Here is a 20,569-nt window from a genome sequence, read left to right as displayed (position 1 = left end):
TATGGTGAGGTGAGTCAGGCCGCCTTCTTCACCTCGGCTACGATCTTGCGGGCGGCATCGCCCAAATCATCGGCGGGAACGATCGCCAGGCCGGACCCTGCAAGGATATCCTTGCCCTGCTGGACATTGGTGCCTTCGAGACGAACGACGAGGGGAACCGACAGATTCACTTCCTTGGCGGCAGCGACGATGCCGTCGGCGATGATATCGCACTTCATGATGCCGCCGAAGATATTGACGAGGATGCCCTTTACCGCCGGATCGCTCAGAATGATCTTGAACGCCGCCGTCACCTTCTCCTTGCTCGCGCCGCCACCGACGTCGAGGAAGTTGGCAGGGAACATGCCGTTGAGCTTGATGATGTCCATCGTCGCCATGGCGAGGCCGGCGCCGTTCACCATGCAGCCGATGTCGCCATCCAGCTTAATGTAGGCGAGGTCATATTTGGACGCTTCCAGCTCGGCCGGATCTTCCTCGCTCTCGTCGCGCAGCGCCAGCAGATCCTTGTGGCGGAACAGCGCGTTGCCGTCGAAGCCCACCTTGGCGTCGAGTACCAGAAGATTGCCCTGCTCGGTCAGCGCCAGCGGGTTGATCTCGATCTGCTCGGCGTCGGTCGCCAGGAACGCGTTGTACAGCGACTCAGCGACCTTCGCCGCCTGCTTGGCAAGATCGCCGGTCAGGCCCAGCGCGGCAGCGACGGTGCGGCCATGATGCGGCTGGAACCCGGTGGCGGGGTCGACCGAAAAGCTGTGGATCTTCTCAGGCGTCGAATGCGCCACTTCCTCAATGTCCATGCCGCCTTCGGTCGACACGACAAAAGCGACCTGGCTCGAAGCGCGATCGACCAGCAATGCCAGGTAGAATTCCTTAGCGATGTCGGCGCCGTCGGTGATGTACAGGCGATTGACCTGCTTGCCCGCATCGCCAGTCTGGATCGTCACCAACGTGTTGCCCAGCATGTCGGTAGCGTGTGCCTTGACCTCGTCGAGGTTGAAAGCGAGGCGAACGCCACCCTTGGCTTCAGGGCTGAGTTCCTTGAACTTGCCTTTGCCACGACCACCCGCATGAATTTGCGACTTCACGACATAGAGCGGCCCGGGCAGCTTCTTGGCGGCTTCGACCGCTTCGTCGACGGAAAAAGCGGCATGGCCGGCAGCGATCGGCGCGCCATATTTCGCAAGAAGCTCTTTGGCCTGATATTCGTGGATATTCATGGGGCACCCGTCCTTTTCGATATAACGGCAATGGCGCCGCTTAAGCACAGAGGGGCGGACGAGGCCAGTGCATTTTGCAAAGTGATTTTGCAAAATTGCAAAGATTTGGAGGGGACTTCGCGATGCTTATTGCGAAGTGGAGTTTAGAAGGCGCAGGCGAGCGCCGCCTTGCTGGTGACCAGGAATGTCTCGGGATCGTCCAGCGCACGGATTTTGTGAAGAACGCCATCGATGCTCATTCCACCCAGATCAGCCGTGCGGATTGATCCCAGAGATTGCAACCGCCTCAGCTGTGCGACGCTAAGTCGATCGACCATGCGATCCGCCATACAGCCGGCCATGCGGGGCGATAGGCCGGCATCGATCAAACCAGCGCGTATGCGCGATGCGGGGGAGATACTGGCGCAACCTGCAAGGATGAGCACAACGGCGACGCTAGTAATCGAAAAGCGTGAGAATGCGATCATAGCGGCGTTCCTTGGCGACAGATAGCTGAACCAGAGCTAAATGTGGGGCTGAACAACGAAAGATCGAGACTGATGGACAAAATTTTCGCGGCATTTTCGCATCGGGTGTCCAGCGCGGCTGGTCAACCCGTGGCCTTCATCCTTGCGGTCGCAGTCATCCTAATATGGATCGTAACCGGACCGCTGTTCGATTATTCCGACACCTGGCAGCTGATTATCAACACCGGCACGACCATCGTTACCTTCCTTATGGTCTTCGTGATCCAAAACGCACAGAATCGCGACGGATCGGCCATGCAGGCAAAGCTCGACGAGTTGATCCGCGCGGTCGACGCAGCCCGTAACGATTTTATCGGGATCGAACATCTAACCGAAGCCCAGCTTGAACAGATCAAGGCGGCGCTCGAAAGGGAATGTGGGGACGACGAAACCCACCGGCTGGCGCTCGAACGCATGATAGAGCGTCGTTAAGTTTCCGGCTTCAATGCACCGGATTGACCAGTTGCTGATTTTCCTGGCGATAGGCGTCGACGCGATCGGCATAGCCACGCGCCAGCCCTTCATAAGCAGCCTTGCCTTCCACCGAGCGGCTGTTCCACGCCCTGATCAGCGACATCTGCTGACGATATAGCAGGTCATTAATGTCCATCTCCATGCTCGTTCGCCTCCTTCGGATCTTTCGAGGAAATTGATAAGCCGGCCCACCGCTCATGGCGGTATGACGAGGAAGAATGTACCAGCAATATCATTTCAAGGCCAATCAACCTGTCGTCCGTTGACGCCATTCTGACGAAAAGCCGGTTACGCCCATCATGAACGGGCGCCTCCCGATCTGCCAATGATAATATAGAATATTTAAACATATTACTTGGAAGCTTCACCTCGTCCTGCCATTCTAGCCCCGGCTTGAAACGGGGGTGAAGCCTTGGGGACTGATTTTCTCGCGCTACTGGCGATTCTTCATCATGAAATACTCCTATTTGCAGTAGTGGGGCTTACTATTGGCGGCGTCGATGACCTGATGGTCGACCTGTTGTACTTTTGCCGGCGATGCTGGCGCGATGTCGCCATTTACACCCGCTACCCGCGTATGACGACGGCAACGCTGCCGCCTTCACCTCGTCCCGGGCGGATCGCGATCTTCATTCCTGCTTGGCAGGAATCCACTGTCATCGGCGCCATGCTGTCGCATGCGTTGCGCTGCTGGGGCGACGAAGATTATCGGATCTTCGTCGGTGCCTATCCCAACGACCCGGAAACGCTCGACGCCATCGGCGTCCCGGCTACCGGGCAGCCCCGGATCATTGCAGCCGTCAACGAGCGCAACGGCCCTACGACCAAGGCAGACTGCCTCAACATGCTGTGGCGCACCATGCTGCGTGAGGAGGCGCGCTCCGGCATCTCTTTTAAAGCCATCGTCCTGCACGATGCCGAGGATGTCGTTCATCCCGACGAAATCCGGCTATTCGATCATATGATAGATCGCTTCGCGCTGGTCCAGCTGCCGGTGCTCCCTCTGCCCGGCGAAGGATCGTGGCTCGCGCGCGCGATCTCCAATCATTATGGCGACGAGTTCGCGGAGAGCCACGGCAAGGCGCTTACGGTGCGTGAGGCCCTTGGTGCATCCATCCCTTCGGCCGGCGTTGCGTGCGCGTTCGAGCGCGGCGCGCTTGCCCGCCTGGCCGATCCCGCTAAAGGCGGGCCGTTCGACCCTGGGTCGCTGACGGAAGATTATGAAGCAGGGCTGCGCATCAGCAACCGGGGCGGGCGTGGTGTCTTCGTCCGAATCCGCGATCGCCACGGCGAACTGGTCGCGACGCGGGAATATTTTCCCGACAGCCTGAACGGTGCCGTCCGCCAGAAAGCGCGCTGGATGGTCGGTATTTCCCTCGCTGGCTGGGATCGTATGGGATGGCATGGCGGGCCAGCCGAATGGTGGATGCGGATCCGCGACCGCCGCGCCGCCATTGCCGCCTTCATACTGTTCGCAGCTTATCTAGCGCTGCTGCTATGGGGCATGTTGCGGATAGCCGGACTTTTCATCGCCGTTCCTTCCGCACCGGTGTCCGCCGTCATGAGCGCGCTATTGTGGATCAATTTCGCTCTGATGCTCTGGCGGACGGCGATGCGGGCGCTGTTTTCCACCCGCAACTATGGCTGGCGTCACGGCCTGGGTGCCATTCCACGCACATTTATCGCCAATCTGATCGTCATTCTTGCCGCCCGGCGCGCCGTTTTTCAATATGCCAAGTCGCTCCTCGGCAAGCCGCTGACCTGGGACAAGACGCAACATCACTTTCCCACCTTGCAGACTGATCCGTGACGGATCGCGGCAGCGGGAGGCCGGTTCGGTTTTTCATTTTGTTGATGGTGGGCTGGACCGCAACTCGTGTTGTCAGCACGACCGGGTGGCCTTCGGCCGCATCGGAAGAGGTGGACCTCGCTGGCCTGCCGCCACGCAAGGCGCTGCCCATCGCGACGCCGGCCGTGGCCAGACCTGCACCATCGGCCGCCCAAGCGCCGCGCCCAGCCGCAAGCGTTCCCTGGGCCCGCCACGCGCCCTCAGCGCCGCAATATCGGTTAGCGATGGCCCACCCTTCGATCGACGGAAGGCGGGAGACAGGCAGTCCAGTCGATCTCAGCGCGTTCATCAGCAATGCCGACGCGTTTTCGGGCCCGCGGAACGGCGGCGGTGCGCCGGGCGAAGGGCGGGTGTCGCTGATCCCGCCACCAGGGCCATTATTCGACCAGCAAGGACGGCATGCCCCCTCCGACCGCTGGCATCTGGGAAGTTGGGCCCTGTGGCGTGCGGGCGGCGGGCAGGCGCGCGCGTCGACCGATGGCCGCCTTGGCGGATCGCAAATCGGCGCGCGGCTTGATTTCGATTTCACGCCAGCGGCACCGGGCCGGGTCGCGAGCTATGCACGCGTCAGCGCGGCGATGAGCCGCCCCGCCTCGCCCGAAGCCGCAGTCGGCTTTTTCTATCAGCCTGCCCGGCGCATACCGCTGACCATCGCAGTTGAAAGGCGGATCGCGCTCGGCCCGGGAGGGCGCAATGCCAATGCCCTGTTCGCGGCCGGGGGGTTCGGGCCCAAACCGATCGGCCCCTCGCTTGCGGCCGAAGCCTATGTACAGACGGGCATCGTCGGGTTCCGTGCTAAAGATGGTTTCATCGACGGCAAGGTCGCTCTGCTAACGCCCCTGCGACACACCGCCATCCATGTCGGCATCAGTATTTCCGGTGGCGCTCAGCCGGACGTTTCCCGTGTCGACATCGGCCCGGAAATACAATTTCGCCTGTCCCTGCCGAGTGCCAGCGCGCGGCTCAGCATCGAATGGCGCGAGCGGGTCATCGGCAATGCCGCCCCGCCATCGGGACCCGCGATCACCCTGGCCACCGATTTTTGAGCGAAAGGGCCGTCTGCGCCTTTATATCGCAGCCGATTGGTTCTACGCCTTCAAGGGCATGGACCTCTATCTGCCCATAGCCAATTTGTCGGTCAACGCGTTAGTCATCATCGCGCTGGGCGGCATAGTCGGCCTGCTGTCTGGCATGTTCGGCGTCGGTGGAGGCTTTTTGACGACGCCGCTGCTGATCTTCTACGGCATCCCCCCGATGGTGGCGGCCGCTTCGGCCGCGTCGCAGGTCACCGGAGCGAGTGTCTCGGGCGTTGTCACGCATATGGCGCGCGGAACGGTGGATTTCCGCATGGGCGGCGTCCTGATCGCCGGCGGCGTCCTTGGCGCCGGGGTCGGCTCCCTGCTGTTCCATCTGCTGCAGACGCTGGGCCAGATCGATACGGTCATCGGCATCCTCTATGTGGTGATGCTTGGATCGATCGGATCGCTGATGGCCAAGGAATCGATTCAGGCGGTAATCGCGCTCAAGACCGGTCGGCGCGCTCAAGCCCGCAAGCGCCGTCATCATCCCCTGGTCGCTGCCTTGCCGATGCGCTGGCGCTTCTATCGATCGGGCCTCTATATCTCGCCGTTTGCGCCGCTCCTGCTCGGCATGGCGACGGGTATCCTCACCATGCTGCTCGGCGTGGGCGGCGGCTTCATCCTCGTGCCGGCCATGCTGTATCTGCTGGGAATGACGACCCAGTCGGTGGTCGGAACATCGCTGTTCCAGATCCTGTTCGTGACGATGGCGACTACGATGATGCACGCCATGACGACCAAGGCGGTCGACCTTGTCCTGGCGCTGCTGCTGCTGATCGGCAGCGTCACCGGCGCGCAGATCGGCACGCGCCTGTCGATGAAGATACGGCCGGAATATCTGCGCATCCTGCTGGCCCTGATCGTGCTGCTCGTCGCGGCTCGCATGGCGCTGGGCCTGGGCTTCCGCCCCGATGAAATCTATTCGGTCGAGGTCAGGTGATCCGCCGCACCCTCGTCATGGCGGTCATGCCCATACTGCTCCTGATGGTGACGGCAGCGGACGAGCCCAAGCTCGTCCCCGATGTTTCCCAGCGCGAAGTCGAGATCCAGTACAGCTTCACGGGCGCGGACCTGCTGTTGTTCGGCGCGATCGTCTATCCCGATGGGCGCCGCCCAGACAAAGCGGCCGATATCGTCGTCGTTCTGAAAGGTCCCGATCAGTCGATCATGATGCGCGAGAAGCAGAAGGTGGCCGGCATATGGGTCAATGCCGATTCCGCGCGATTCCGCTCCGCGCCCAGCTTCTACGCCATGGCCTCGTCGCGCCCGATCGCCAGGATCGTCGATGAACGCACGGCGGCGATCTATGAAATGGGCCTCGACAAGCTCCAGCTGTCGCCCGCCTCGCTGAACGACAATGCCGAACTGGAACGGTTTCAGGCGGGACTGGTCGACCTGCGCCGCAAAACCGCGCTCTTCGTCGAGCGGCCAGGGACCGTCGAAATCACCGACGGCGTCCTATATCGCGCGCGGCTTCCCTTGTCGGCGCGCGTTATCGTCGGCGATTATACGGCGGAAACCTTCCTCGTTCAGGATGGCCGCGTCGTCGCGGCGGCGGTCCGCGACATCACTATCCGCAAGTCCGGGTTCGAACGCTTCATGGCTGTTGCCGCCGATCGCTGGTCTTTCCTGTACGGACTTGCCGCCATTGCGCTGGCGGTCGGAATGGGCTGGGCAGCCGGCGCCATCGCGCGCCGCTTTTAGCCCTTACCGTCTGTTTGAAATGCGCCGTTGGCGCATCCGCACCGGCCCTCAAAATGTCCACTTAGGCGCATTTTCAAACAGGCTCTTACGCCTGTCGAAAAGTTCATCTTGCGGCCAGATCGCGGCATGGTGGAGGGCGCCATAAGCGAGGAGCGATCTGCGCATGGGTCGCAAGCCGGGCCGACGGCCTCCTCCCGCCGGTCCGGCTCTACCCGCATGACGGCAAAATTCGGGATCGACCGTCAGTCGCCCAGCCGGTATCCAGCCCCCCGCACCGTCTGAATGAGGGATGCCTCTCCCTCGGGATCGATCTTGCGCCGCAAGCGGCTCACATGCACGTCGATGACGTTGGTTCCGGGATCGAAATGATAGTCCCATACGCCTTCGAGCAGCATCGTCCGCGTGACGACTTGCCCGGCGTGGCGCAGCAGATATTCCAGCAGGCGGAATTCGCGCGGTTGCAGATCGATGGCCCGTCCGCCCCGCCTGACTTCCCGCTTGAGCAGGTCCATTCGCAAGGGTCCGCATGTCAGAACGGTGTCGATCCCCGCTGCGCCACTTCCCCGCCGCATCAGCAGGGCGAGTCTGGCGAGCAATTCGGCGAAGGCGAAAGGCTTGACCAGATAATCGTCCGATCCCGCTGTCAGGCCGGTGACCCGGTCATCAACCGACCCGAGCGCGGATAGCAGGAGCACCGGCGTGGCGATATTGGCGGCGCGCAGTGCGCCAAGAACCCCCAGACCATCGAGCCCAGGTAACATGCGGTCGAGAATGATGGCATCATATCCACCATCGGTCGCCATGAACAAACCGCTCCTGCCGTCATCGCAATGATCCACGACATGCCCCTGCTCCGCCAGGCCTTTGCGAATATAGTCGGCTGTGGTCCGATCATCCTCGATCAGCAGGATCTTGCCGCTCATGCCTTCTCCGCCGCCGGTCTGCACCGCATGTCACGAGACGAAGCCGTCGATGACAATGCGAGCAAGGTTCCCGAGCCTCGTGACATATCGCGACCGCTCCGGCGCTTACCGTCGGATGACAAAATATTCATGCGCGACCGACCGGCAGCGGTTCTGCCTGCGCGTCAGGCGGGCGAACCGGGGAAATGCTGCCTATCTGTCAAAAGGGCCGCGCCTCCCATGGAAAGACGAACCAGTCTCTCGTCACCGTCCGGTCGATCCACTCGCCACGATAGTCGACTTGCATCGTGGACGTGACGTTGTCGATGAGCACGGCGAAACGGGCATTGTCCGCGCCTGCTTTGAGAAGAGCCCGACGAAGCCCGGCGATAGTCCGCCCGCTGTCGTTAATGTCGTCGACGAACAGCAGTCGCTCTCCACCGGCCGTGCGCTCGGCGAGCAGCGCGAGCAAATCCTCGCCGAATGCGGCAACGCCCGCCGAAAGGTCGACCGAGAGCATGGGGACACCGGTCCGGTGACTCAGCCATGTCGCAGGCGCGAGGCCACCCCTGCCCACGCCGACGATGAAATCGGGCTGCCACGCGTCCTGCGCGAGGTCATCGGCGAGCATATCGATGAGGAGGAGGAACCGCTCCATCGGAATATCGGTCAGGACAGGGTCGGCCATCGGATCAGGTCGCTATGACGGGATTCGAAACATCCGGCGCCCGCGCTGCATAGTGCCGCGCCAGCAACGCACAGGCGATGAGCTGAATCTGGTGGAACAGCATCAGCGGCAGGATGACCGGCCCGACCATGGTGGCCGGGAACAGGACGCCGGCGATCGGCACGCCCGTCGCAAGGCTCTTCTTCGACCCGCAAAATTGAAGGACGATGGCGTCCTCGCGCGAAAATCCCAACAGGCGGCCAAGCGCCCAGCTGAACGACAAAATGATCAGCAACATCGCTCCGCACAGGCCAGCGAGCAGCAGCAGTTCGCCGCGCGAAACCTTTTGCCACAGGCCCTCGACCACGGCGGCGCTGAACGCTGCGTAGACGACCAGCAGGATAGTGCTTCGGTCCACGCGCCCGACCAGCGATCGATGCCGCTCGATCAAGCCGCCGATCCATGGGCGCAGCAGATGCCCGACGATGAATGGCAGCAGCAGTTGCAGGACGATTCCCTCGATCGCGTGCAACGATACGGCGCCGCCTGTACCACCGCTCCGCATCAGCAGCGCGACCAGCAGCGGCGTCAGAAATATGCCCAGCAGGTTGGAAAAGGATGCGCCAACCACCGCCGCCGCGACATTGCCGCGCGCGATGGCCGTAAAAGCGATCGAGGACTGCACCGTCGACGGCAGCAGGGTGAGGAACAGCAGACCGGCGCGCATTCCGCCCGGAATAGTCGTCACTTGCTGCGCAGCGAGCCCGATCAAGGGAAAGGCGATGAAGGTCGTACACAGCGTCGCAATGTGCAGCCGCCACGCCTTCGCGCCGTTGAGGATTGCCTCCCTCGGCAGCTTCGCGCCATGCAGGAAAAAAAGGAGGACGATTCCTATGTCCGTGACAATATCCGCGACATAGGCGCCCTCGTCTCGCGCGGGCAGGATCGACGCGAGGATGACCGTGCCCACAAGCAGCATCAGGAATGGATCGAGGATCAGTCGGAGGCGGTTCATCAGGCGGCTTGGTCCAGGGGAGCGGGGACGGTAGACGTGGCGTCATCGTCCCGGCAACCCTATATCACGGCCGTCATGGAGGAGAAGCAAGTGAGCGAGGGCATCACGCTGGCGGAAAACGAAGGAGTCATCGAAATGCGCCTCGACCGGCCGGGCAAGAAAAACGCGCTGACTGCGTCCATGTACCGCATCATGACGGCCACGCTCGCGGATGCCTCGCGACGGCCGGAAATCGGCGCGATCATGGTCACTGGCGAGGGCGACGCCTTCTGCGCCGGCAACGACCTCAAGGATTTTATGGCGGGGCCCGAAGGGGGCGAGGCGGCATTCGCCTTCATTCGCGCCCTTGCCGCCTTCGACAAGCCGTTGGTCGCCGCCGTGCAGGGCCTTGCCGTGGGTATCGGCACGACAATGCTTTTTCACTGCGACCTGGTTTATGCCGCCCCCGACGCCCGCTTCATCATGCCATTCGTAAATCTTGGCCTCGTGCCGGAGGCGGGGTCGAGCCTGCTTGCGCCGGCGACTATGGGCCACGCCAAGGCGGCCGCGATGTTTCTGCTCGGCGAGCCGCTCGATGCGCAGGCGGCGGATAGCGCCGGGCTCGTCACTGCGATCATAGCGGGCGACGCGCTGCTGGCCCATGCGCGTGCCAAGGCGCATCTGCTGATGACGAAGCCGCCGCAGGCGCTTGCGGCCACCCGTCGGCTGTTCAAGGGCGATCAGTCGGCTCTGATCGCCCGCATCGACGAAGAGGCGCGACTTTTCAAAGAAAGGCTCATGTCGCCCGAAGCGCAGGAGGCCTTCGCCGCCTTCTTCGAAAAACGTGCGCCTGTGTTCAGGCGGAGCTAGCCCCCGCTGCCCGCCTGAATTTCCATTCGCTGACCAGTACGGCGGCCACGACCAGCATGCCGCCCAGCAAGGCGATCGCCGGCAGCCGCTCTCCCGCGATGCTCCCGATAATCCCCGCCCACACCGGCTCGCCCGCGTAGATCAGTGTCGCACGGGTGGGCGATACCGTGCGTTGCGCCCAGTTCATGACGAGTTGGATGAACGCGGTCATCAGGCCAAGCCCGCATGCCGCCAGAATAACGGGCCATGAAAATGGCGGGACATGTTCGCCCGCCGGGATCATGCAGGCAAACGCCAGACCCGACGTCACCGCAAGTTGCAACACCGTGACGCGCAGCACGTCGACCCGACCCGCCCAAAAACTGATAAGGATGATCTCCAGCGCGATCGCCAATGTGCTGACCAGCGTCAATGCCTCGCCGCGCCCGAACGACAGCCCATCGCGCGGTGCTGCCATCAGCAACAGCCCGGCAAAGGCAAGCGCGACCCCGACCCAACTCGCCAGTCTGGGCCGTCGGCGCAGGACGAACCATTGAAGGATCGGCACCAGCGGTACATAAGCCGCCGTGATGAAAGCAGACATGCTGCTGGGGATTGTTTGCAGGCCCAGCGTCTGGAGCGAATAGCCTGTAAATATGCTCAAGCCAATCGCGCCGCCCGCAACCACTTCACGGGCCGTAAGCCCTCGCAGGACGGGCAAAGCAATCGGCAGGGTGAACAAGGCCGCCGTGGCGAACCGAAGGCCAACGAAGAATAGCGGGCCGCTTTCCCGCATCGCCAGATGCACGATCAGAAATGTGCCGCCCCATAAAAACGTCACAGCCATCAGCGCCAGTTCGGCGCGCCCGATCATGGTACGGGCAAAAACCGGCGTGGCAGGAATCTTGGACAACATGCCAAACTGGCTATCGGCAAATATCGCATCGTCAAGGCCAAGGCGTTGAGGACGCGGTCCGCACCGTAGCGCACGACCATTCGCCGCCGGCCTGTCATGCGCAGGGATCTGGGCACAACAGGCGGGCAGCAACCGACTTCACTCGTTCTTGAGATCGCTTCCGGCCTTTTCCATTTTGTCACCCAAATCGCGCCTGGCGTCGTCGGCCTCGCGGCTCGCATCCCTCGCTGCCTTGTCCGTGGCTGCGCCGATCCGGTTGGAACCTTCGTCGATCGCGCGCCCCGCATGATTAAGCCCCGCATCAATCCGATCGCCTGCATGGTCGAGCGCATTGTCCACGTCGCTGCCCACCGCCTGCCCGGCATTTTCCAGATTGTTGGACGCCTTTTCGGAACAGGCCGACAGGCTTGCGGCGGTCAGTAGCGAGAGAACGGCCACAAGAGATTTGCGCATAATAAATCCTTTTTCTTCACATGGATTTGGTTAAGCGCCGGAACCGCGGCAAGGTTGCGTTGGGACTTGAGTCAACCGCGCAACCCGGAGACCATCGGCCTGTCCTGGTCCGGGATCAGCCCTTCGAGCACGCGCCAGAAGCCGGTGACCGAGCCCTGCCCTGCCTTCGCATAGGCCGCCGCCATTTTCTCACGCAACGCACGGAACAATTCAGCTTCCATCGCCACGCCGGATGGGCTGAGCCGCAGCAGCTTCTGTCGCCGGTCCTGCGGTCCCGGCCGCGTCTCGATATAGCCGCGCTCCACCAGATCGTTGAGCACGCGACCGAGCGACTGTTTGGTGATCGCCAGCAGGCGCAGCAGGTCCTTGACCGTCAGGTCGGGCTGGCGCGAAATGAAATATAGCGCGCGATGATGCGCGCGGCCCAAACCTTCGGCAGAGAGGCCCTCGTCTATCGACCGGGTCAGCGCCGCATAGCCAAAATACAGCATCTCGATCCCCCGCCGGATTTCATCTTCGCGCAGGAACAGCGGTGAAGCCGGGGCGATCTGTGCTGGGGTGGCGGTGGTCGAACTGGGGGCGGTCATGGCCGATTATGGTCCGGGCAAGGAAGATCAGGAAGGTGCCATAGTGACGCCCCGAAACCATCATGACTAGGCTTTCCTTTCACGTACGACGCGTTATATGGCGTCGGCGCCGGTCCAGCCGGTCGCCTGCTGGGGCGTCGCCAAGCGGTAAGGCAGCGGCTTTTGATGCCGCCATGCGCAGGTTCGAATCCTGCCGCCCCAGCCAATCTATCCCTATTCAGCTCCGTGGCTGACGCGGCAGTCAGCCCCTTCCGCGCCGGCTCGATCGTCGAACAGCCTCCGTGCAATTTGGTTTGCCACCATCGATGAGACTGCCGAGCCATAAGTCGGGAACTGTCAGCGGCGCTCGTTGACGAACAGCGCCACGCTTGGGCTTCAAAACGGCACTTCATTGCCTTCGAAGTCGAGCTGCTTGCCACTGTCCGAAACGTTGAGCGCTTCAATGACGTCGAGCAGTTGCAGCGCAGCCCGCTCCGGATCGAACAGCCGCCCGGCCTGTACATTGCCGTGAAACGGGCGTGACAGGGCGGTATCGACCGTGCCTGGGTGCAGCGAAACGACGACCGCGCGGTCGTTGCGGCGGCGTTCTTCGATGGCGAGATTGCGCACGAGCATGTTGAGCGCCGCCTTCGACGCGCGATAGCCATGCCATCCGCCCATCCGGTTGTCGCCGATCGATCCGACCCGCGCCGACAGCGCCGCGAAAATCGTGCGCCCGCTCTTGGGCATGACCGGCAGGAAATGTTTTGCCACGAGTGCTGGCCCGATCGCGTTGACCGCGTAGACTTTCGCCAGCCAGTCCGAATCCAGGTCGCGCAGCGCTTTTTCCGGACCATGGCCATCACCATGAAGCAGGCCGGTTGCGACGATCACCAGGGTCGGCGACGGGCCGTTGGCGACATGGGCTGCGGCAGCGGCGATGCTCGCTTCGTCCAGCAGATCGAGATACTGCGCGCCGGCCCGCGACCGGGCAAAACCATGAACGACGTCGAACGCGCCTTCTTCGGTCAGCGCTGCTTCGAACGCGCCGCCAATCCCGCCGGAAGCGCCGATGATGACGGCGGACGTCCCGCCGATGCCGCTCATATGCGGCTGAACCGCCAGCGGTCGCCGTCGCTCCCGTCGGCGTCAAAGCGATATCCGTCGCTGTCGAAGCCGCGCATCGCGTCCACATCCGCGACATGATGCTCGCACAACCAACGCGCCATCATGCCCCGCGCACGCTTGGCGTTGAAGCTGACGAAGCGTGGTCCATCCGGGCCCGGCTCGCGGAATTCGACATCGATCACCCGCACGCCCGCCAGCCTGCCGGCGACGGCCGCGAAATATTCCTGGCTGGCGAGATTGAGCACGATGTTCGATCCCTCATCCGCCAGTTGCGCCAGCAACAGCGCCGCGATCCGGTCGCCCCACCAGTCGGTCAGCCGCTTGGGGCGCGGAGCCCAGCGCGCGCCCATTTCTAGCCGATAGGGACGAATCGCGTCGAGGGGGCGGAGCAAGCCGTAAAGCCCTGACAACATGCGCACATGATCCTGCGCGAAAGCGATCCCCGCATTGTCCAGAGAGAGCGCTTCAAAGCCCGTATAGACATCGCCCGCAAAGGCGAACAGCGCCGGTCGTTCCGGCAGATCGGCGAAGTCGCGAAAGCGCTCTGCATTCAGCTTGGCGAGACGCGGCGAGATATGCATCAGGTCTGCGAGCCGCTTCTGCGTCAGGTTCGCCGCCGATTTTGCAAGGCTGCGCGCTTCCTCGGCGAAGTGCGGGGCCGAAACGTCGAGCGGCGGCAGTGCACGCTCGAAATCGAGCGTTTTGGCTGGAGACAACAAGGCAATCATCGCGGCGGCGTAGCGACGGCAGGCGCTTGCGTCAAACCGCCGGCGCCGCGTTTCCCACGCCCGGTCGACTATCAGGATGACTTCATTTTTGCTTTTTTCTGTCGCACGGCCATGCATCACGGGTCGCAGCAAAGACGAGCGCGGATGCAGAGCGGTCCCGGCTGCCCGGATTGGCGCGCAGAAAGGCAACAGTTACATCCTTGAGCCGACTGAGCGTCACGCGCGCGGGGATGCAGGATTTCAGCTTGTTGGCCTCGCGCGTCGTATTGAAGGCGTCGACGGCGCCACCGATATAGGCGACGCATTCATAGGATTTTTCGAAATAGGTCGGGTCGGCCCGTTCTGTCGTACAGACATCCATAAGCGCGTTGCCGGAATAATAGCCAGCTTCAGCCGGGATGGACAAAAATCCGGAAGCACAAAGTGCGCTCATATAAGCCAGCGTCTTGAGCCTCATTCCCGGACCCCTCCCGTCATAATCGCGACTCTAGGACGCGCCACTCTGTAGATAGGGTTGAACGCGCAGCGGTGGAAACACCTCTTCGGGAGATTTCGTATCGGGCAGCACATAAATATAGCCGCCCTTTTTACGAAATAGCGGTCGAACGCTTTTGTTGTAAAATACCAACGGCACGTTGATGCAGCCGAATGTTATGCGGTTGTCATCAATTCCAGGCGAAAGCATCCGCGCGCGTCGCCGCTCTTTGGGATTGCCGGCCGGAATTGGGTGCAGGGCGACCGACGTCGCATAATCCACCCAAAGCACGCTCTGTTTGCCGGCCGCGAATCCGAACCTGGCCAGAAAGCGGCCCGCAGGCGTGGTCTTTTCAGCCGGACCAATCTCCGCAAGGCTTTTTTTACCAATTCCTGGCGAAGCCTCGTCGCCGATAGCCCTGCCGATCAATATAGGCACATCGGCGCGATATGTCCGTTTGGCGTCGAAGAGAAAAGCGCGCGCGGCGCGCTTATCGACGATGACATAAGGCAATGATCGATTGTCTCCGGTGGCGGCGATCCAGTCGGCGACACGCGCCGCCATTTCCGACCTCGATGGCTCCCCAGGGTCGCGAACGCTCTCTGGCACAGGCGCTGCGGCTTTTTTTGGCGTTCTGGCCTTCGTCGCCATCGCCGGCCCGGCACAACATAATGCGAAGCCGGCCAGCGCCATGAAGACTTTTGTCATGTGGGGTGCACTCGGCAAAGGCCGGCACCCACAGGGGCGCCGGCATCAAAATCGTCGCCCGAGGGCAACGACCAGGCTCTGATCTCAGTTACGTGCGCGCTTGCGCCGGCTGTCCTGCAATCTTTGCTCGACACCATCGACCCGGGCGTTGAGCTGGTCGAGCCGCTGTCCATTATTCTGGGCCTGGCCAGACGCCGACTGCGCCTCTGCGAGGGCTTGCTTTGCCGTTCCATCGGTGGTCTGCAAGCGTGCATCGAGCGCATCGACGCGCTGGCTCACGGTTGCGACCTGTTCCCGCACGAACCCTTTTGTGGCGCAGCCGCCCAACCCCAGGGAACACACCAGAACAAGCGCCACCGGGGCAAGTTTAACTAATGGCTGCGACATTCAATTCTCCTCATCATTTTGCCCCCGGATTTCCCAAGCTCAGGCATTTGAATGAGGCAATGACTTTCAGTTTGACTGTGCATCGGCCCGGTCGAACGGAGTGCCAGCTTCTCTTCCATCCAGTGGCGCACTGTCCCTAGTCACCATTATTTCAAGATAGGCACGGATGATCGAAGCATATATATTGGTCAACGCCCCGAACAGGCTGCTTGACTACCCGGCCCAACCGGTACTCCTGTAGTCCCGCGCCGTCTAAAGCGAGAATGCAGGACTGAAGTGACGGGCGTTATCTTTGTCACGGCTGTCGAGGATGTTGGGCAGTTCCCCAAATGAAGTCTGCACGGCGGAGCGGCTCCGAGGACGATCAGGGATAGCCGGGCGGGCGAATGCCTGCGCCTGAACTCAACGCTGAAATAAGATATGGTGCCCCTATCCGGCGACACTGCGAACCAAATCTTTCGTGATCTGGAGGACTGGAACCAGATTTTAGCGGCAACGTCGATCAAGCCGCCCCAGCCCTGAACCTCCGATTTCAATTCCTATCAACCTAACGGCCTCCCCATATCCCCCCGGATATGGGGATCGGTCGTTTATCGCCGTTTTTAGAATGACCGCCATGAAACCTCCCAGACCTGCGCCGCTCTCCGTGCGCCTGTCGCCGGAGAACCGTGCGCGGCTGGAGCGGGATGCCGTTGGCATGTCGCTGGGGAGTTATATTCAGTGGCGGCTGTTCGATCCTGACACCCCGCCGCCGCGTCATCGTGGCAAAGCACCCGTCAAAGATCATGCAGCAATGTCGGCTGCGCTCGCCGCGCTGGGCAAATCCAACATCGCCAACAACCTGAACCAGATTGCCCGGGCCGTCCACACGGGCGTTATCGTCGTCAGCCCAGAGGTTGAGGCCGAACTGATCGAAGCCGCCAGACATATCGCCTCCATTCGTCATCTGCTGATCGAGGCGCTTGGCCTGTCGGATGGGTCTCGATGATCCTGAAGGCCTCACAACGCGGCGGCGGGATGCAGTTGGGCGCTCATCTTCTGAAAGAGGAAAACGAGCATCTAGAAATCCATGAGATACGCGGCTTCGCCTCCGATAATTTGCTGGGTGCCATGAAAGAGGCCCAAGCCGTAGCGCAAGGCACACGCTGTAAGCAGTATCTTTTTTCCGTTTCGCTCAATCCACCCGACATGGCCTCACCGTCTATCGAAGCCTTTGAAGCGGCCATAGACCGTATCGAGGAAAAGAACGGCCTGACAGGCCAGCCGCGCATGATCGTCTTCCATGAGAAAGAGGGCCGCCGTCATGCTCATGCCGTCTGGTCGCGCATTGACGCTGACACCATGACGGCCCAACCCCTGCCGTTCTTCAAGATGAAGCTACGCGAAATCTCAAAAGGCTTATATCTGGAACATGGCTGGCAGATGCCGCGTGGGCTTATGGATTCCAAAGAGCGCGACGTTCGCAACTTCACGCTGGCCGAATGGCAGCAGGCGAAACGGGCCGGGCACGATCCCAAGATCATCAAGGCCACGATACAGGAATGCTGGGTCTCATCGGGCAATCGCGCCGAGTTTTCCAAGGCGCTCGAAGGGCGCGGGCTGTATCTCGCCAAGGGCGATTCCCGTGCCTATGTCGCCCTAACGATAGAGGGCGAAGTGATGTCCATCCCGCGCATGGTCGGCATAAAAGCCAAAGACATCATCGCCAAACTCGGCAAGCCTGACGACATGCGGAACGTCGCCGATACCAAACAGCATATCGCCAACGTCATAGCGCCCAAGCTCAAAGAGTTGATCGCCATTGCCGATAAGGCACGGGCCAAGGAACTGGCCCCGCTGTTGGATCGGCGGACGGTTATGAAGGAACTCCATACGACCGAACGGCAAAAGCTGGACGAGGGCCAGCGTGTTCGCGCCATATCAGAGGCCAAGGTTCGCGCAGAACGCTTACGGGGTGGGGTCGCGGGCCTCTGGGATCGCTTCACAGGGCAGCGCTCCGCTACCGTCAAGCAGAACGAGACAGAAGTGCCACGGCACCAAAGACACGCGAAACCGCGATTGCATTCGCAATCGCATCGACTTGCCGCTCGGTGTCGTTGATATTGTCTCGCTGCAAGTCGATAGAAGGTCTGTCGCCTTCGTTGCCCCTATCCATGCCCATATTATCGGAGATTATGGTTAATTCCGGGTAAAAATGGCGGATTTCTGCCATTCGTGATACGGGTCGTCTATTGTTCGGGCGCGATGCGGCCCCAGAGCGTTCGCTGCCGAAATCTTGACTGTAGTTACAATTGTAGATACAATCAGTCATGGAATTTGAGTGGGACGAAGCCAAGAACGCGGCGAACATTGCCAAGCACGGCGTCGGCTTTGCTACCGCCAGCCGCATCTTTGATGGGCCTGTTGTAACTTGGGCGGATGATCGCACCGATTATGGCGAAGTCCGTGAGCATAGCATCGGAGCGGTTGAGGGCATCTTGTTCCTCGCGGTGATCCACACAAGCCGGGACGGAAAACAACGAATTATCTCAGCTCGTCGGGCAAGCCGGGCGGAAAGGAAGCGGTATGAGCAAGCAATATGATAAGGAACTGAGCGTCAAGGAACTGGCAGCTTTGCCGGACGAGGATATCGATTTCAGCGATATCCCTGCGCTGGATGAAGCCTTCTGGAAGAATGCCAAGGTCCAGATGCCGGATCGCGTCAAGACGCCGCTAACCGTGCGGTTCGATAGCGATATGCTGGAGTGGTTCAAGTCTCAGGGCCGTGGCTATCAGACCCGGATGAACGCTGTTTTGCGTAGTTTTTACGAAGCCCATCGCCATTAATCGGCATGACGCCCGCAAGATTTGCTGGACTTCGTTTCGGAATGAGAACATAATAGGAACGAATACCTAAGAATTGTGCCTTTATGAAAGCCTGCCGACCCCCTTGGCGGGCTTTCGCCATTTCTATCCCCCCGCGATGAATGGCCGCCCGGCTTAGGAAATCCAAACCGTTCAATCATCAATGCGACCCGCGCAAGAGGCATCTTGCGCGGTCGGGAAAGTGTGTCCGCCATGCAGCTAGACCCTGCCAAATACAGCCGCCATCTGACAGCTTCCGATCTTTCGGAAGCCGAGAAGCTTCGCTTTATGGAACAGGTGTGGGCCATCATGGAAAGCTTCGTGGATCGCGATTTTGGGGAAAGCCCCGAGCAGATTTTATTGGGGATAGATGGTGATCGGATCACAACCGGGATTCCCGATACGCTAGACTCCGGCCTTCACATCCATTCAACCTTCAATGACGCCGCTCAAGAGGATGCGGCGAGAAAGAGCCGCCCATGACCGAAACCTATCCCAAGGCCGTCATCTATTGCCGGGTTTCCGACCCCAAGCAAAAGACCGAGGGCCACGGCCTTGAATCACAGGAAATCCGTTGCCGTCACTATGCAATGTATCGGCAATATGATGTCGTAAAAGCTTTCCACGACGACTTCACGGGGCAGACGGCGGAGCGGCCCGCGATGCGGCAGATGTTGCTTTATCTTAAGAAACAGAAAGAGCGGCATTTCGTCATCATCGATGACCTGTCGCGGCTAGCCCGCGATGTGATCGCCTATAACCAGCTTCGCGAAACCATCCGTGCGACAGGCGCTATTATGGCGTCACCGAGTCACGAGTTCCGTGACGATCCTGACGGACGCTTTCAGGAAAATATCCTCGCCAGTTCCTATCAGCACCAACGCGAGAAGAATGCCGAACAAACCCGAAACCGGATGAAGGCCAGATCGTCTGACGGCTATTGGCTTTTTCGTGCGCCCCTCGGTTATAAATTCGAGAAGGTCGATGGCAATGACATGATGGTGCGCGACGAGCCACTGGCGTCGCTCATACAGGAAGGGCTTAAAGGCTTCGCAAGCGGTCGCTTCCAGACGCAAGCCGAACTCATGCGTTATTTCGCCAGCAGGGCGGAATACCCTGAGAAGCGCCGCCGCAATCTGACCATCGCGCGGGTCACTGAGGTACTTAACCAGCTTCTGTATGCTGGATATATTACGATACCGAAATGGGATTTGAATCTCGTCCCTGCCAAGCACAAGCCGCTCATCAGCTTCGATACCTATAGACGGATTCAGGAGCGCATCGGCGCGGCGGCTAGCGTGCCTGCTCGGAAAGACCTGAACCATGACTTTCCGTTGCGTCAGTTCATCCTGTGCGGCGGATGCGGCAAGCCACTATCGGGGTGCTGGTCAACGAGTCGCAATGGCAGCCGCCATCCTTATTATCTTTGTCAGAACAAGAAGGACGATTGCTCAGAATACGGCAAGTCGATCCGGCGCGATGTGATCGAAGCGCAGTTTGAAACGCTGCTCACGGCGATGCAACCGAGCCGTGAAATGTTCGAGATGGCCCACGAGATGTTTCGCGATCTGTGGGACGGACGCATCGCGTCCGCTAAATCTCGTGCTGCGACGTTGAAACTCGAACTGCAAAAGGTTGAGCGCGGCATCGAGCAATTCATCGACCGTGTGATGGTCGCTGACTCTCCGTCGCTGGTTTCAGCTTATGAGTCCCGCATCAAATCCTTGGAAGAAGAGAAAGTCGCGATCCGTGAAAACATCGCGAAATGCGGCACGCCCCTCAAGAGCTTCGACGCGAGTTTTAGAACCGCCATGGAGTTTCTCGGAAACCCGCATAAACTATGGCTTTCTGATCGCTTGAGCGACAAGCGAGCGGTGCTAAAACTGACCTTTGCCGACCGCTTAAGTTATACGCGAAATGAAGGTTTTAGAACCGCCTTAACTACCGCACCCTTCAAGATTTTGTCAGACTTGAAAGGGGGTAGTGAGGTTATGGTGCCCCCGGTCGGACTCGAACCGACACATCCGAAGATACCGCATTTTGAGTGCGGCGCGTCTACCAGTTTCACCACAGGGGCGGCGCGGCTTCCTTAATGGGCGAATCGCTGTTCGCCAACCGCTTTGATG

General features: G+C 60.7%; 26 protein-coding genes, 2 tRNA genes and 1 pseudogene. 13 read left to right on the top strand and 16 right to left on the bottom strand.

What is annotated here, in order from left to right:
- Positions 1-14: 14 nt before the first annotated feature.
- Both sucC and WG907_RS10680 read right to left on the bottom strand, forming a co-directional pair.
- Positions 15-1,214 carry an ADP-forming succinate--CoA ligase subunit beta gene (sucC, locus tag WG907_RS10685; protein ID WP_340232756.1) on the bottom strand — a complete coding sequence of 400 codons (1,200 nt, stop codon included), beginning with the start codon at positions 1,212-1,214 and terminating at the stop codon, positions 15-17.
- A gap of 143 nt (positions 1,215-1,357) precedes the next feature.
- On the bottom strand, positions 1,358-1,681 hold the full coding sequence (locus WG907_RS10680) for a hypothetical protein (protein ID WP_340232755.1): 324 nt from the start codon (positions 1,679-1,681) through the stop codon (positions 1,358-1,360).
- A gap of 72 nt (positions 1,682-1,753) precedes the next feature.
- Here WG907_RS10680 and WG907_RS10675 point away from each other — a divergent pair, with 72 nt between their 5' ends.
- Positions 1,754-2,152, top strand: coding sequence for a low affinity iron permease family protein (locus WG907_RS10675; protein WP_340232754.1), 399 nt, complete (start codon positions 1,754-1,756; stop codon positions 2,150-2,152).
- A gap of 10 nt (positions 2,153-2,162) precedes the next feature.
- On the opposite strand, the gene WG907_RS10670 is transcribed toward WG907_RS10675, so the two are convergent.
- Positions 2,163-2,336, bottom strand: a complete 174-nt coding sequence (locus WG907_RS10670; RefSeq protein ID WP_340232753.1) for a hypothetical protein — start codon at positions 2,334-2,336, stop codon at positions 2,163-2,165.
- 270 nt (positions 2,337-2,606) lie between these two features.
- Between WG907_RS10670 and WG907_RS10665 the strand changes: the two genes are divergently transcribed.
- Genes WG907_RS10665 through WG907_RS10650 form a run of 4 tightly spaced genes read left to right on the top strand, consistent with a single transcriptional unit; the run spans position 2,607 to position 6,826 of the window.
- Positions 2,607-4,004 (top strand): glycosyl transferase family protein, encoded by a 1,398-nt coding sequence (locus WG907_RS10665; protein ID WP_340232752.1) that lies wholly within the window; start codon positions 2,607-2,609, stop codon positions 4,002-4,004.
- Complete coding sequence (locus WG907_RS10660; protein WP_340232751.1) at positions 4,001-5,089, top strand: hypothetical protein; 1,089 nt, start codon at positions 4,001-4,003, stop codon at positions 5,087-5,089. The genes WG907_RS10665 and WG907_RS10660 overlap by 4 nt, the downstream gene beginning before the upstream one ends.
- A gap of 58 nt (positions 5,090-5,147) precedes the next feature.
- The gene (locus tag WG907_RS10655; RefSeq protein WP_340232750.1) at positions 5,148-6,062 is read left to right on the top strand and encodes a sulfite exporter TauE/SafE family protein; all 915 of its coding nucleotides are present in this window, start codon (positions 5,148-5,150) and stop codon (positions 6,060-6,062) included.
- Between the two features lie 17 nt (positions 6,063-6,079).
- Complete coding sequence (locus WG907_RS10650) at positions 6,080-6,826, top strand: TIGR02186 family protein (RefSeq protein WP_445326807.1); 747 nt, start codon at positions 6,080-6,082, stop codon at positions 6,824-6,826.
- A 242-nt stretch (positions 6,827-7,068) separates the two neighbouring features.
- Here WG907_RS10650 and WG907_RS10645 read toward each other — a convergent pair whose 3' ends face one another.
- From WG907_RS10645 to WG907_RS10635, 3 genes are all read right to left on the bottom strand, one after another.
- Complete coding sequence (locus tag WG907_RS10645) at positions 7,069-7,749, bottom strand: winged helix-turn-helix domain-containing protein (RefSeq protein ID WP_340232749.1); 681 nt, start codon at positions 7,747-7,749, stop codon at positions 7,069-7,071.
- 199 nt (positions 7,750-7,948) lie between these two features.
- Complete coding sequence (locus WG907_RS10640; RefSeq protein WP_340232748.1) at positions 7,949-8,416, bottom strand: phosphoribosyltransferase; 468 nt, start codon at positions 8,414-8,416, stop codon at positions 7,949-7,951.
- Between the two features lie 4 nt (positions 8,417-8,420).
- Positions 8,421-9,410 carry a bile acid:sodium symporter family protein gene (locus tag WG907_RS10635; protein ID WP_340232747.1) on the bottom strand — a complete coding sequence of 330 codons (990 nt, stop codon included), beginning with the start codon at positions 9,408-9,410 and terminating at the stop codon, positions 8,421-8,423.
- 75 nt (positions 9,411-9,485) lie between these two features.
- Here WG907_RS10635 and WG907_RS10630 point away from each other — a divergent pair, with 75 nt between their 5' ends.
- Positions 9,486-10,259 (top strand): enoyl-CoA hydratase-related protein, encoded by a 774-nt coding sequence (locus WG907_RS10630; RefSeq protein WP_445326806.1) that lies wholly within the window; start codon positions 9,486-9,488, stop codon positions 10,257-10,259.
- Here WG907_RS10630 and WG907_RS10625 read toward each other — a convergent pair.
- The 3 genes from WG907_RS10625 to WG907_RS10615 all read right to left on the bottom strand — a co-directional run bounded on the left by WG907_RS10625 (position 10,246) and on the right by WG907_RS10615 (position 12,194).
- On the bottom strand, positions 10,246-11,154 hold the full coding sequence (locus WG907_RS10625; RefSeq protein WP_340232745.1) for a DMT family transporter: 909 nt from the start codon (positions 11,152-11,154) through the stop codon (positions 10,246-10,248). The genes WG907_RS10630 and WG907_RS10625 overlap by 14 nt on opposite strands.
- Positions 11,155-11,292: 138 nt before the next feature.
- Positions 11,293-11,607, bottom strand: a complete 315-nt coding sequence (locus WG907_RS10620; RefSeq protein WP_340232744.1) for a hypothetical protein — start codon at positions 11,605-11,607, stop codon at positions 11,293-11,295.
- Positions 11,608-11,678: 71 nt separating this feature from the next.
- A complete protein-coding gene (locus WG907_RS10615; protein WP_340232743.1) occupies positions 11,679-12,194 on the bottom strand; it encodes a MarR family winged helix-turn-helix transcriptional regulator in 516 nt (171 codons plus the stop codon).
- 130 nt (positions 12,195-12,324) lie between these two features.
- On the opposite strand from WG907_RS10615, the gene WG907_RS10610 reads away from it, so the two are divergent.
- Positions 12,325-12,399, top strand: a tRNA-Gln gene (locus tag WG907_RS10610).
- A gap of 170 nt (positions 12,400-12,569) precedes the next feature.
- Here the strand turns inward: WG907_RS10610 and WG907_RS10605 are convergent.
- From WG907_RS10605 to WG907_RS10585, 5 genes are all read right to left on the bottom strand, one after another.
- A complete protein-coding gene (locus WG907_RS10605) occupies positions 12,570-13,280 on the bottom strand; it encodes an SDR family NAD(P)-dependent oxidoreductase (RefSeq protein ID WP_340232742.1) in 711 nt (236 codons plus the stop codon).
- Entirely contained in the window at positions 13,277-14,029 is a 753-nt protein-coding gene (locus WG907_RS10600) for a YaaA family protein (RefSeq protein WP_340232741.1), read from the bottom strand. Before WG907_RS10600 ends, WG907_RS10605 begins: the two co-directional genes overlap by 4 nt.
- 82 nt (positions 14,030-14,111) lie before the next feature.
- On the bottom strand, positions 14,112-14,486 hold the full coding sequence (locus tag WG907_RS10595) for a Rap1a/Tai family immunity protein (protein ID WP_340232740.1): 375 nt from the start codon (positions 14,484-14,486) through the stop codon (positions 14,112-14,114).
- 30 nt (positions 14,487-14,516) lie between these two features.
- Positions 14,517-15,212 (bottom strand): hypothetical protein, encoded by a 696-nt coding sequence (locus WG907_RS10590; protein WP_445326802.1) that lies wholly within the window; start codon positions 15,210-15,212, stop codon positions 14,517-14,519.
- A gap of 84 nt (positions 15,213-15,296) precedes the next feature.
- The gene (locus WG907_RS10585) at positions 15,297-15,599 is read right to left on the bottom strand and encodes a hypothetical protein (RefSeq protein WP_340232739.1); all 303 of its coding nucleotides are present in this window, start codon (positions 15,597-15,599) and stop codon (positions 15,297-15,299) included.
- 616 nt (positions 15,600-16,215) lie between these two features.
- Between WG907_RS10585 and mobC the strand changes: the two genes are divergently transcribed.
- The 6 genes and pseudogenes from mobC to WG907_RS18215 all read left to right on the top strand — a co-directional run.
- Positions 16,216-16,587, top strand: coding sequence for a plasmid mobilization relaxosome protein MobC (gene mobC / locus WG907_RS10580; protein ID WP_340232738.1), 372 nt, complete (start codon positions 16,216-16,218; stop codon positions 16,585-16,587).
- Positions 16,584-17,699 (top strand): relaxase/mobilization nuclease domain-containing protein, encoded by a 1,116-nt coding sequence (locus WG907_RS10575; RefSeq protein ID WP_340232737.1) that lies wholly within the window; start codon positions 16,584-16,586, stop codon positions 17,697-17,699. Before mobC ends, WG907_RS10575 begins: the two co-directional genes overlap by 4 nt.
- Positions 17,700-17,908: 209 nt before the next feature.
- Positions 17,909-18,181, top strand: a complete 273-nt coding sequence (locus WG907_RS10570) for a BrnT family toxin (RefSeq protein WP_340232736.1) — start codon at positions 17,909-17,911, stop codon at positions 18,179-18,181.
- Complete coding sequence (locus WG907_RS10565; protein WP_340232735.1) at positions 18,165-18,425, top strand: BrnA antitoxin family protein; 261 nt, start codon at positions 18,165-18,167, stop codon at positions 18,423-18,425. Before WG907_RS10570 ends, WG907_RS10565 begins: the two co-directional genes overlap by 17 nt.
- 231 nt (positions 18,426-18,656) lie before the next feature.
- The gene (locus WG907_RS10560) at positions 18,657-18,926 is read left to right on the top strand and encodes a hypothetical protein (RefSeq protein WP_340232734.1); all 270 of its coding nucleotides are present in this window, start codon (positions 18,657-18,659) and stop codon (positions 18,924-18,926) included.
- Positions 18,923-19,888, top strand: a pseudogene (locus WG907_RS18215) (recombinase family protein); the annotation flags it as partial. The gene WG907_RS10560 and the pseudogene WG907_RS18215, both read left to right, overlap by 4 nt.
- Positions 19,889-19,894: 6 nt before the next feature.
- On the opposite strand, the gene WG907_RS10550 reads toward WG907_RS18215, so the two are convergent.
- Both WG907_RS10550 and WG907_RS10545 read right to left on the bottom strand, forming a co-directional pair.
- Complete coding sequence (locus tag WG907_RS10550) at positions 19,895-20,098, bottom strand: hypothetical protein (protein ID WP_340232732.1); 204 nt, start codon at positions 20,096-20,098, stop codon at positions 19,895-19,897.
- Positions 20,099-20,435: 337 nt separating this feature from the next.
- A tRNA-Leu gene (locus WG907_RS10545) sits at positions 20,436-20,520 on the bottom strand.
- Between the last annotated feature and the right edge of the window lie 49 nt (positions 20,521-20,569).

The sequence above is a fragment of the Sphingobium fluminis genome (assembly GCF_037723805.1).
Classification (GTDB): domain Bacteria; phylum Pseudomonadota; class Alphaproteobacteria; order Sphingomonadales; family Sphingomonadaceae; genus Sphingobium.
This window is presented reverse-complemented; position numbering and strand designations above follow the sequence as displayed.

Bases quoted from the DNA above. Each gene is read 5' to 3' on its own strand.
- sucC (WP_340232756.1), bottom strand. From the start codon at position 1,214: ATGAATATCCACGAATATCAGGCCAAAGAGCTTCTTGCGAAATATGGC.
- WG907_RS10680 (WP_340232755.1), bottom strand. From the start codon at position 1,681: ATGATCGCATTCTCACGCTTTTCGATTACTAGCGTCGCCGTTGTGCTC.
- WG907_RS10675 (WP_340232754.1), top strand. From the start codon at position 1,754: ATGGACAAAATTTTCGCGGCATTTTCGCATCGGGTGTCCAGCGCGGCT.
- WG907_RS10670 (WP_340232753.1), bottom strand. From the start codon at position 2,336: ATGGAGATGGACATTAATGACCTGCTATATCGTCAGCAGATGTCGCTG.
- WG907_RS10655 (WP_340232750.1), top strand. From the start codon at position 5,148: ATGGACCTCTATCTGCCCATAGCCAATTTGTCGGTCAACGCGTTAGTC.
- WG907_RS10650 (WP_445326807.1), top strand. From the start codon at position 6,080: ATGGCGGTCATGCCCATACTGCTCCTGATGGTGACGGCAGCGGACGAG.
- WG907_RS10645 (WP_340232749.1), bottom strand. From the start codon at position 7,749: ATGAGCGGCAAGATCCTGCTGATCGAGGATGATCGGACCACAGCCGAC.
- WG907_RS10640 (WP_340232748.1), bottom strand. From the start codon at position 8,416: ATGGCCGACCCTGTCCTGACCGATATTCCGATGGAGCGGTTCCTCCTC.
- WG907_RS10635 (WP_340232747.1), bottom strand. From the start codon at position 9,410: ATGAACCGCCTCCGACTGATCCTCGATCCATTCCTGATGCTGCTTGTG.
- WG907_RS10630 (WP_445326806.1), top strand. From the start codon at position 9,486: ATGGAGGAGAAGCAAGTGAGCGAGGGCATCACGCTGGCGGAAAACGAA.
- WG907_RS10625 (WP_340232745.1), bottom strand. From the start codon at position 11,154: ATGTTGTCCAAGATTCCTGCCACGCCGGTTTTTGCCCGTACCATGATC.
- WG907_RS10620 (WP_340232744.1), bottom strand. From the start codon at position 11,607: ATGCGCAAATCTCTTGTGGCCGTTCTCTCGCTACTGACCGCCGCAAGC.
- WG907_RS10615 (WP_340232743.1), bottom strand. From the start codon at position 12,194: ATGACCGCCCCCAGTTCGACCACCGCCACCCCAGCACAGATCGCCCCG.
- WG907_RS10605 (WP_340232742.1), bottom strand. From the start codon at position 13,280: ATGAGCGGCATCGGCGGGACGTCCGCCGTCATCATCGGCGCTTCCGGC.
- WG907_RS10600 (WP_340232741.1), bottom strand. From the start codon at position 14,029: ATGATTGCCTTGTTGTCTCCAGCCAAAACGCTCGATTTCGAGCGTGCA.
- WG907_RS10595 (WP_340232740.1), bottom strand. From the start codon at position 14,486: ATGAGGCTCAAGACGCTGGCTTATATGAGCGCACTTTGTGCTTCCGGA.
- WG907_RS10590 (WP_445326802.1), bottom strand. From the start codon at position 15,212: ATGACAAAAGTCTTCATGGCGCTGGCCGGCTTCGCATTATGTTGTGCC.
- WG907_RS10585 (WP_340232739.1), bottom strand. From the start codon at position 15,599: ATGTCGCAGCCATTAGTTAAACTTGCCCCGGTGGCGCTTGTTCTGGTG.
- mobC (WP_340232738.1), top strand. From the start codon at position 16,216: ATGAAACCTCCCAGACCTGCGCCGCTCTCCGTGCGCCTGTCGCCGGAG.
- WG907_RS10575 (WP_340232737.1), top strand. From the start codon at position 16,584: ATGATCCTGAAGGCCTCACAACGCGGCGGCGGGATGCAGTTGGGCGCT.
- WG907_RS10570 (WP_340232736.1), top strand. From the start codon at position 17,909: ATGGAATTTGAGTGGGACGAAGCCAAGAACGCGGCGAACATTGCCAAG.
- WG907_RS10565 (WP_340232735.1), top strand. From the start codon at position 18,165: ATGAGCAAGCAATATGATAAGGAACTGAGCGTCAAGGAACTGGCAGCT.
- WG907_RS10560 (WP_340232734.1), top strand. From the start codon at position 18,657: ATGCAGCTAGACCCTGCCAAATACAGCCGCCATCTGACAGCTTCCGAT.